The sequence below is a fragment of the Uliginosibacterium sp. sgz301328 genome (assembly GCF_041807905.1).
In the GTDB taxonomy this organism is placed as follows: domain Bacteria; phylum Pseudomonadota; class Gammaproteobacteria; order Burkholderiales; family Rhodocyclaceae; genus JBGVSA01.
On sequence record NZ_JBGVSA010000036.1, the window covers coordinates 20,405 to 27,833 of the forward strand.

Annotated in this window: 6 protein-coding genes; 3 read left to right on the plus strand and 3 right to left on the minus strand. The window is 65.0% G+C overall.

Going from position 1 to position 7,429, the window contains the following annotated elements; all coding sequences use genetic code 11:
• Nucleotides 1–13 precede the first annotated feature (13 nt).
• On the minus strand, nt 14–1,399 hold the full coding sequence (locus tag ACDA63_RS18575) for a nodulation protein NfeD (RefSeq protein WP_373664788.1): 1,386 nt from the start codon (nt 1,397–1,399) through the stop codon (nt 14–16).
• Between the two features lie 93 nt (nt 1,400–1,492).
• On the minus strand, nt 1,493–4,393 hold the full coding sequence (locus ACDA63_RS18580; RefSeq protein ID WP_373664789.1) for an ATP-binding protein: 2,901 nt from the start codon (nt 4,391–4,393) through the stop codon (nt 1,493–1,495).
• Between the two features lie 277 nt (nt 4,394–4,670).
• Here ACDA63_RS18580 and ACDA63_RS18585 point away from each other — a divergent pair, with 277 nt between their 5' ends.
• From ACDA63_RS18585 to arsB, 3 genes are read left to right on the plus strand one after another with little or no spacing between them, the layout of a single operon-like run.
• Nucleotides 4,671–5,009: an ArsR/SmtB family transcription factor gene (locus ACDA63_RS18585; protein ID WP_373664790.1), complete on the plus strand. Its 339-nt coding sequence runs from the start codon at nt 4,671–4,673 to the stop codon at nt 5,007–5,009.
• A 3-nt stretch (nt 5,010–5,012) separates the two neighbouring features.
• A complete protein-coding gene (locus tag ACDA63_RS18590; RefSeq protein WP_373664791.1) occupies nt 5,013–5,507 on the plus strand; it encodes an arsenate reductase ArsC in 495 nt (164 codons plus the stop codon).
• 2 nt (nt 5,508–5,509) lie between these two features.
• Complete coding sequence (gene arsB, locus ACDA63_RS18595; RefSeq protein ID WP_373664792.1) at nt 5,510–6,628, plus strand: ACR3 family arsenite efflux transporter; 1,119 nt, start codon at nt 5,510–5,512, stop codon at nt 6,626–6,628.
• A gap of 177 nt (nt 6,629–6,805) precedes the next feature.
• Here the strand turns inward: arsB and ACDA63_RS18600 are convergent, their stop codons facing one another.
• Nucleotides 6,806–7,195, minus strand: a complete 390-nt coding sequence (locus tag ACDA63_RS18600; protein WP_373664793.1) for a DUF3597 domain-containing protein — start codon at nt 7,193–7,195, stop codon at nt 6,806–6,808.
• Nucleotides 7,196–7,429 lie beyond the last annotated feature (234 nt).

The following is a 7,429-nucleotide window of genomic DNA, read 5'->3' on the forward strand; positions in this document are numbered from 1 at the left end:
TGCGATGTCCTTTTCAGTTGTTCCCGTCCGCGGGGCGTACCCGCAGGGTGAGCCCGTCGAGCCCGACGATGCGGACGCGCTGGTTTGCCACCAGGGGCTCATCCGCCACGGCCTTCCAGCGTTCGCCCTGGGTGAGCACGTACCCTGAGCCATCCGCCCAGTCCAGGACCTGCGCCAATGAGCCGATCATGGCCTCGCGCCCCGTCACGCGCTTGGTGCGGCGCGATTTGAAGGCGAGCCGACCGATCAACAGGGCGAGCCCCAGGGCCGTGATCGCGATTCCCGCGACCATGGGCCACCAGAGCCCGAAGCCGGGTGCTTCGCCGGGTTCCATCAAGAGCGTTGCGCCGAACACGAAGGCCACCACGCCGCCGATGCCGAGGACGCCGGCCGAAGGAATGAATATTTCGGACACCATCATCCCGAGGCCAAGCAGGATCAGGCCCAGGCCCGCGAAAGTGAAGGGCAGTTCCGCCAACGCGTAGAGACCCAGCAGGAGGCAGATCGCGCCAACCGTGCCGGGCAGGAAGGTGCCCGGGATCATGAACTCCAGCACCAGGCCGTAGAAGCCGATCATGAGCAGGATCAGGGCAACGTTCGGGTTGGTGATGACGCCCAGCGTGCGGGTGCGCCAGTCGGGCGGGACATGCACCAGCGCCAGATCGCGGGTATCCAGCCTGGCCGTGGCGCCGCCGATTCTCACGCTGCGGCCGTCGGCCTGCCTGAGAAGGTCCTCGATGCTGCCCGCGAGGATGTCGATCACCTGTAGTTTGTAGGCCGATTCGGCCGACAGGCTCATCGCCTCGCGCACGGCCTTTTCGGCCCATTCGACGTTGCGCCCGCGAAACTCGGCGAGCGCACGAATGTAGGCCACCGCATCGTTGATCGCCTTGGCTTCCATCGTGCTGCCAGCCTTGCCGGGCTCCGGCGCGGACTGTTCGGGCCGCTGGCCCGGCGCCGAAGGCAGTCCACCGATCGAGACCGGCGTCGCCGCGCCGACATTGGTACCCGGCGCCATCGCCGCGATGTGGCCGGCGTACAGGATGTAGGTTCCGGCGCTGGCCGCCCGTGCGCCGCTTGGGCCGACGTAGGTCAGCACGGGGATGGGCGAGGCGAGGATGGCGCGGATGATCTCGCGCATCGACGTATCGAGCCCGCCCGGCGTGTCCATCTGCAGGACCACCACCCTGGCTTGCTGCGCCTTCGCCTGGGCCAGTCCGCGGCTTACGTAATCCGACATGGCCGGGCCCACGGCGCCTTGCAGTTCGAGGACGACGGCAACGCGCCCCGGCGCTGCGCCGGCCAGCGCGCTCGCCAAGAGCAGGCCCAGGGCGAGCAGAAAGACGTGGATCGAATGGCAGACATCGTGTCTGCATACCTGCCTGAGTGCGCTGATCATGAAGCAAGCCTCCTCATGCCTCCTTCAATCATAGTCGCGCCCATGATCGTCTCCGCGGTATCGGGCCGGCGCGGGCGGACGACGGCCGACGGTTCACTGCGCGATGCTGCGCTTGGCGGCTGCGGTCGAACCCAACAGCGCTTCCAGCGCTTCCAGGTCCACCGGTTTGACGAAGTGATAGTCGACGCCGGCTTCGCGCGAGCGGCGGCGGTCTTCGTCCTGACCCCAGCCCGTCACCGCGATCAGGGCGATCGGCTTGCCGGCAGTCAGCTCGCGCGCGCGGCGGGCGACTTCGTAGCCGTCCATGTCGGGCATGCCGATGTCCAGGATGATGACGTCGGGCGCAAAGGTGGCAAGCGCTGCGAGTGCGGCTTCGCCGCCGTGGATCGTCAGCGTCGCGGAGCCCAACGGGTCGAGCAGGGCGCCCAGGCTCAATGCGGCGTCGCGGTTATCATCGACGATCAGCACACGCAAGCCGGCCAATGCGTCCGGCCGGGACGCCTGGGGATGAAGATGCGCCGACAGCCCCGCGCCGTCGGTCAGCGGTAGCCGTACGGTGAACACGCTGCCTTTGCCAGGGCCGTCGCTGGCGGCATTCACCCTGCCGCCGTGCAGCTCCACCAGGCTCCGTACCAGCGTCAGACCGATGCCGAGTCCACCTTGGGCCCGGCTGTAAGTGCGCTCAGCCTGAGTGAACAGATCGAAAATCTTGGGCAGCATGTCGGCGGGGATGCCCATGCCGTTGTCGCGTACCGATATCACGGCATCATGGCCGTCGCGGTGCGCCGACAGCCAGATCTGACCACCTTCCATGGTGTACTTCGCGGCGTTGTTGAGCAGGTTCGCAATGATCTGCCCGAGCCGCACCGGGTCCGCCTCGACGGTCAGCGGCGCTTCAGGGAATTCGATCACCAGCCGCTGATGCGCGGCTTCGATCAGCGGACTGCTTGCCTCCACGGCGCTGCGCAGCGCCGAAGCCAGTTCCACCCGCTCCTTGCGCAGCTCGATCTTGCCGCCGGTGATGCGCGATACCTCCATCAGATCATCGACCAGCCGGACCATGTGGTCGACCTGGCGTTCGAGCATCGGCATGACCCTGGCGGCGACCTCGGCGTTGCCACAGTTGCGCCGCAGAATGTGCAGGCCGTTGCGGATGGGCGCCAGGGGATTGCGCAGTTCATGCGACAGCGTGGCGAGAAATTCGTCCTTGCGTCGGTCCGCTTCGCGCAGGACCTGTTCGGCTTTTTTCAGTTGCGTGATGTCCTGGGCGACGGCGCAGGCTTCCATGACCTTGCCGGCCTCGGAGCGCAGGGGCGTCGCGCTCATGCGCAGCCACAGTTCCTGGCCGTTGGCGTCGGAATAGAGCATCTGCGTGCCAGGCATCACGGTTTCGCCGCGCATCGCGCGTGCGCCGGGCCAGTCCTCTGGCAGGATCGGTTCGCCATCTTCATTCCAGGCGCGCCACAGCGGAACGCGACCGGGCTCGCCCGACGGGGCCGCGTAGGGCAGATAACGCTCCATGAGCGTGTTGCTGACGGTCCACTTGCCGGTCCCGTCCATCACGCCGACACCGGCCGGCAACTGCTCGACGATGGTTCGCAGGCGTGCTTCGCTGTCGCGCAGTGCCTGCTCGGTCTGCTTGCGTTCCGAAATGTCCTGGAACAGGACCGCCACGCGGTGCTCTTCGGGCTCGCCGATGCGGAAGGCGTAGACATCGAACCAGCGATGCAAGGACTCGGCGACGCTCTCGAAGCGTTCCGATTCGCCCGTGCGTGCAATGCGGCCGTAGACCTCGTACCAATGCGATTCGTGGTCGGGCGATATGTTGCGCATCGAGCGCCCCACGCCGTCGCGAATACCGGTCTGCCGTTCGAACGACTGATTGACCTCTTCGAAGACATAGTCGATGGGCGCGCCGGTATCGTCGAACAGCATGCGGATGATGCAATACCCTTCATCGATGGATTCAAAGAGCGTCCGATACCGGAGCTCGCTCATCCGTAGCGAATGCTCTGTTTCCTTGCGCCGCGAAATGTCCCGGGCAGTACCGAGCCACTCCACGATCTGCCCCGCGCCATCCATGATCGGGACCGCGCGCGAGTGAGTCCAGCCGAGCGTACCGTCGATGCGGATTACGCGGTGTTCGAGCTCGAACACGTCCTTGGCCGCGATGGCCTGCCTGATCGCCCGCATCACGTCGGGCTGATCCTCGGGCGCAATGTAGCGGCCCAGCCACGACGATGAAGGCTCGGTGGTGTCGACGATGAACTCGCGCCCATGGAGGTACCACATCTCGCTCCAGTCGGCACTCATGCGATAGACCACGTCTGACGTGGCGCGGATGAACGCGCGAAAGCGTTCCTCGCTCTCGCGGATGGCCCATTCGGCGTGTTTGCGCTCCGGGTAATCGGCCGCCAGCCGCGCCAGCAGGTCGACAAAACGCAGCGCGCGCTCGGACGGTGAATGCGGCTCCAGGAAATGCGTGGAAATGACGCCCAGCACGGCACCGTTGCCGCTGACCAGCGGCGTGGATTGGACCGCGCGGATACCGCTGCCCAGCAGCACCCGCAAAGAGGTGTCGCTCCTGAATTGCGGACTTTGCATCACATCTTCCACCACCGCGCGTTGGCCGGAACTCATCGCCACGGCGCAGGCCGTGCCGTCGCCGGCATGAACCGTGTCGAAGAACGCCAGGAAGGTGGTATCGAAGCCGCGCTGAGCGATGATCTTGAGCTTGCCGGTATGCCGGTCGAGCATCTGGACGTTGCCCTTGTCGGCGCCGGTGAACTCGATGGCGGCCTCCAGGATCGCCTCCATGCAGCCGTGCATGTCGTTGCCGGGGCGCACGCAGCGGTTGCCGATCTCGTTGAGACGGATCATCTCGCGCAGATCGGCCTCGGTGTGCTCCTCGGGCCTGTGCAGGCGCCGGTTCGTGCCGCCATCGCCGGGCGAGACGCTCGGCGGGGACGCGACATGACTGTCCTTCGGTTCCACGGAAACGCTCCCTTCAACCTCTGGCAGGTCTTTTGTCAATGCAAAGAGAGGACGGGGCCGTGAGGACGACCGACAGGAATGCCCCGCAATTCAAGCGTAGCTGCATACGCCGTGCCGCGCGCGCAAGCGACCGTCTGACCCGGTTTTGATCGGTGGCGAGAGCTTCTGCACTGTAGGCGAACTGTGCGGTTCTCGGTGCAACTTCCGGCGCCGGACTGTGAAAAGCCGCAAGCCGCTTGCATTGCGTTCACCAAAACAATTCAATAATATTCGAAATATGGAAACCAAGACCGCAGTCACTCAATTGGGCGCGCTCGCCCAGGAAAGCCGGCTGGCCGTTTTTCGCCTGCTCGTACGGCATGGCGACGAAGGGCTCGCCGCAGGGCGCATCAGCGAACTGACGGGCATCGCCCCGTCTTCGTTGTCGTTCCACCTCAAGGAACTCAGCCATGCGGGGCTGCTGAGTTCCCGTCAAGAAGGGCGCTTCATCTACTACTCGCCGAACTTCGAGCAGATGAATGCTCTGCTGGCGTATCTCACCGAAAACTGTTGCGCCGGTGGCACGTGCGAGCTGATTCCCGCTACCCGCTGCACTCCGTCGCGCGCCGCCCGCTGAGCCATGACCACGCACATCCTGATCCTCTGTACTCACAACTCGGCCCGCAGCGTACTTGCCGAAGCCATGCTCAACCATCTGGCGCACAGGCTTGGCAAAGACGTGCGCGCATACAGCGCCGGCAGTGCGCCGAGCGGACGCATCAACCCGTTCGCCATCGAGGCGCTCGAAAACGTCGGCATCGACACCGCCGGCTATCGCAGCAAGAGCTGGGACGAATTCGCACGCCCCGACGCACCCGCGCTGCGGATCGTCATCACGGTCTGCGACAACGCCGCCAACGAGGTCTGCCCGATCTGGCCCGGCAGCCCGCTCAAGACGCACTGGGGTTACCCGGACCCATCGAATGCCGAAGGCGGGGACGAAGGCCGGCGACGTGCCTTCGAGCTGACCCGCCAGGCCATTGGCTACCGCATGTTGCAGTTACTGGCGCTGCCGCTCGAATCGATGAGCGATGCCGAACTCCAGGCCGCCCTCAACGACATTACTGAATCCTGATCATGTCCACCCATTCGCAACGCATGAGCATTTTCGAGCGCTACCTGACGCTCTGGGTCTTTCTGTGCATTGTCGTCGGCGTCCTGCTGGGGCAGGGCTTTCCGTCGCTGTTCCGCGCCATCGGCAGGCTGCAGGTGGCGCAGGTCAGCATTCCGGTCGGCGTGCTGATCTGGGTGATGATCATCCCGATGCTCATCAAGGTGGACTTCGGCGCCTTGCACCAGGTGCGCAAGCATGCCAGGGGCATCGGCGTCACCTTGTTCGTCAACTGGCTGGTCAAGCCGTTTTCGATGGCCTTCCTCGGCTGGCTGTTCATTCGCCACCTGTTCGCGGCATGGCTGCCTGCCGGGCAGATCGACAGCTACATCGCCGGCCTGATCCTGCTCGCGGCCGCACCTTGCACGGCGATGGTGTTCGTGTGGAGCCGGCTGACCGGCGGCGACCCGCTGTTCACACTGAGCCAGGTCGCGCTCAACGACACCATCATGGTGTTCGCCTTCGCGCCGCTGGTGGCATTGCTGCTGGGCGTGGCGAGCATCAGCGTGCCGTGGGGGACGTTGATGACGTCGGTGGTCCTGTACATCGTCATTCCGGTGATCGTCGCCCAGCTCTGGCGCCGCAGCCTGCTCGCGCAGGGCCAGGCCAGCCTGGATGCAGCACTGGCCAGGATCGGCCCGTGGTCGACCGCCGCGCTGCTCGCCACGCTCGTTCTGCTGTTCGGCTTCCAGGGCGACGCCATCCTGGAACAACCCCGCGTCATCGCGCTCCTGGCCGTTCCCATCCTTATCCAGGTCTTCTTCAACTCGGCGCTGGCCTACGGCCTGAATCGGCGGTTTGGCGAAAAGCACAGCGTGGCGTGCCCCTCGGCCTTGATCGGTGCCTCCAACTTCTTTGAACTCGCGGTGGCGGCCGCCATCAGCCTGTTCGGCTTCGAGTCGGGCGCTGCGCTGGCAACGGTTGTCGGCGTGTTGATCGAAGTTCCGGTGATGCTGCTGGTCGTGCATGCCGTCAACGCCAGCAAGGAGTGGTACGAACGCGGCTCGAATCCGGCCCGGCGCAACGCCAGCGGAAACCGGCGAATCGTGCCGACTGATGACGGCCCTACAGATTCGCGTTGCTGATTGCCATTCAAAGCATGACGGAGGGTGATGCTGGCGACATGCTCATGACATGTCGGTCATGAACGTGCATGGCGCAATGTCAGTCGCACGTTCGGTCGCTGGCACCCGGTGCCGGCGCGGCACGTAACGAAAGCCCGGCAGGGCCGGGCTTTCGCGCGTGGATGTTCCGCTGGCGTTTCAGTTCAGGAGTTCCTTCGGCACATTGCCGCCGTTGTCGGCCAGCTTCTGCAGCACGGTCTTGTGCAGCCACATGTTCATCTGCGCCGAGTCCCCCATCTTGTCGGCCGGACAGCCCAGTTCGGTGGCAAGCTCCTTGCGTGCGGCGAGGCTGCTGTCCAGGCCCAGCAGCTTCATGAGGTCGACGATGGACGTCTTCCAGTTCAATTTCTCCGGGTTGCTGGCGGCCATGCCTTCCAGCTTGCTGACGACATCGACCACCGAGACGGCGACCGGAGCGGCCGGTGCAGCCGGCGCGGCTGCAGGGGCTGATGGAGGCGGGGCGGCCGTCGCCGTCTTGTCTCCATCACCAAAACCGAGTTTCGCGAGAATCTTGCCGAACAGGCTCATGACAGCTCCTTTGTGATCAAGGAAAGAAAGACTTTGTTATAGCACCGCGGTATCCAGATTCGGGGATGGCGCAAGGGCCCCATCCCCGGATGATTTCTCCCCGGATCACCACGCAATCACCACCCCCACGCGGCCGCTCAGGCTGTCGCCTTTGCCCCCGGCCACGACGCGGTTGTAGTCGGCCGAGGCGAACAGGCTCACATCCTTGGTCACCTGGCCCGACACGCCCAGCCC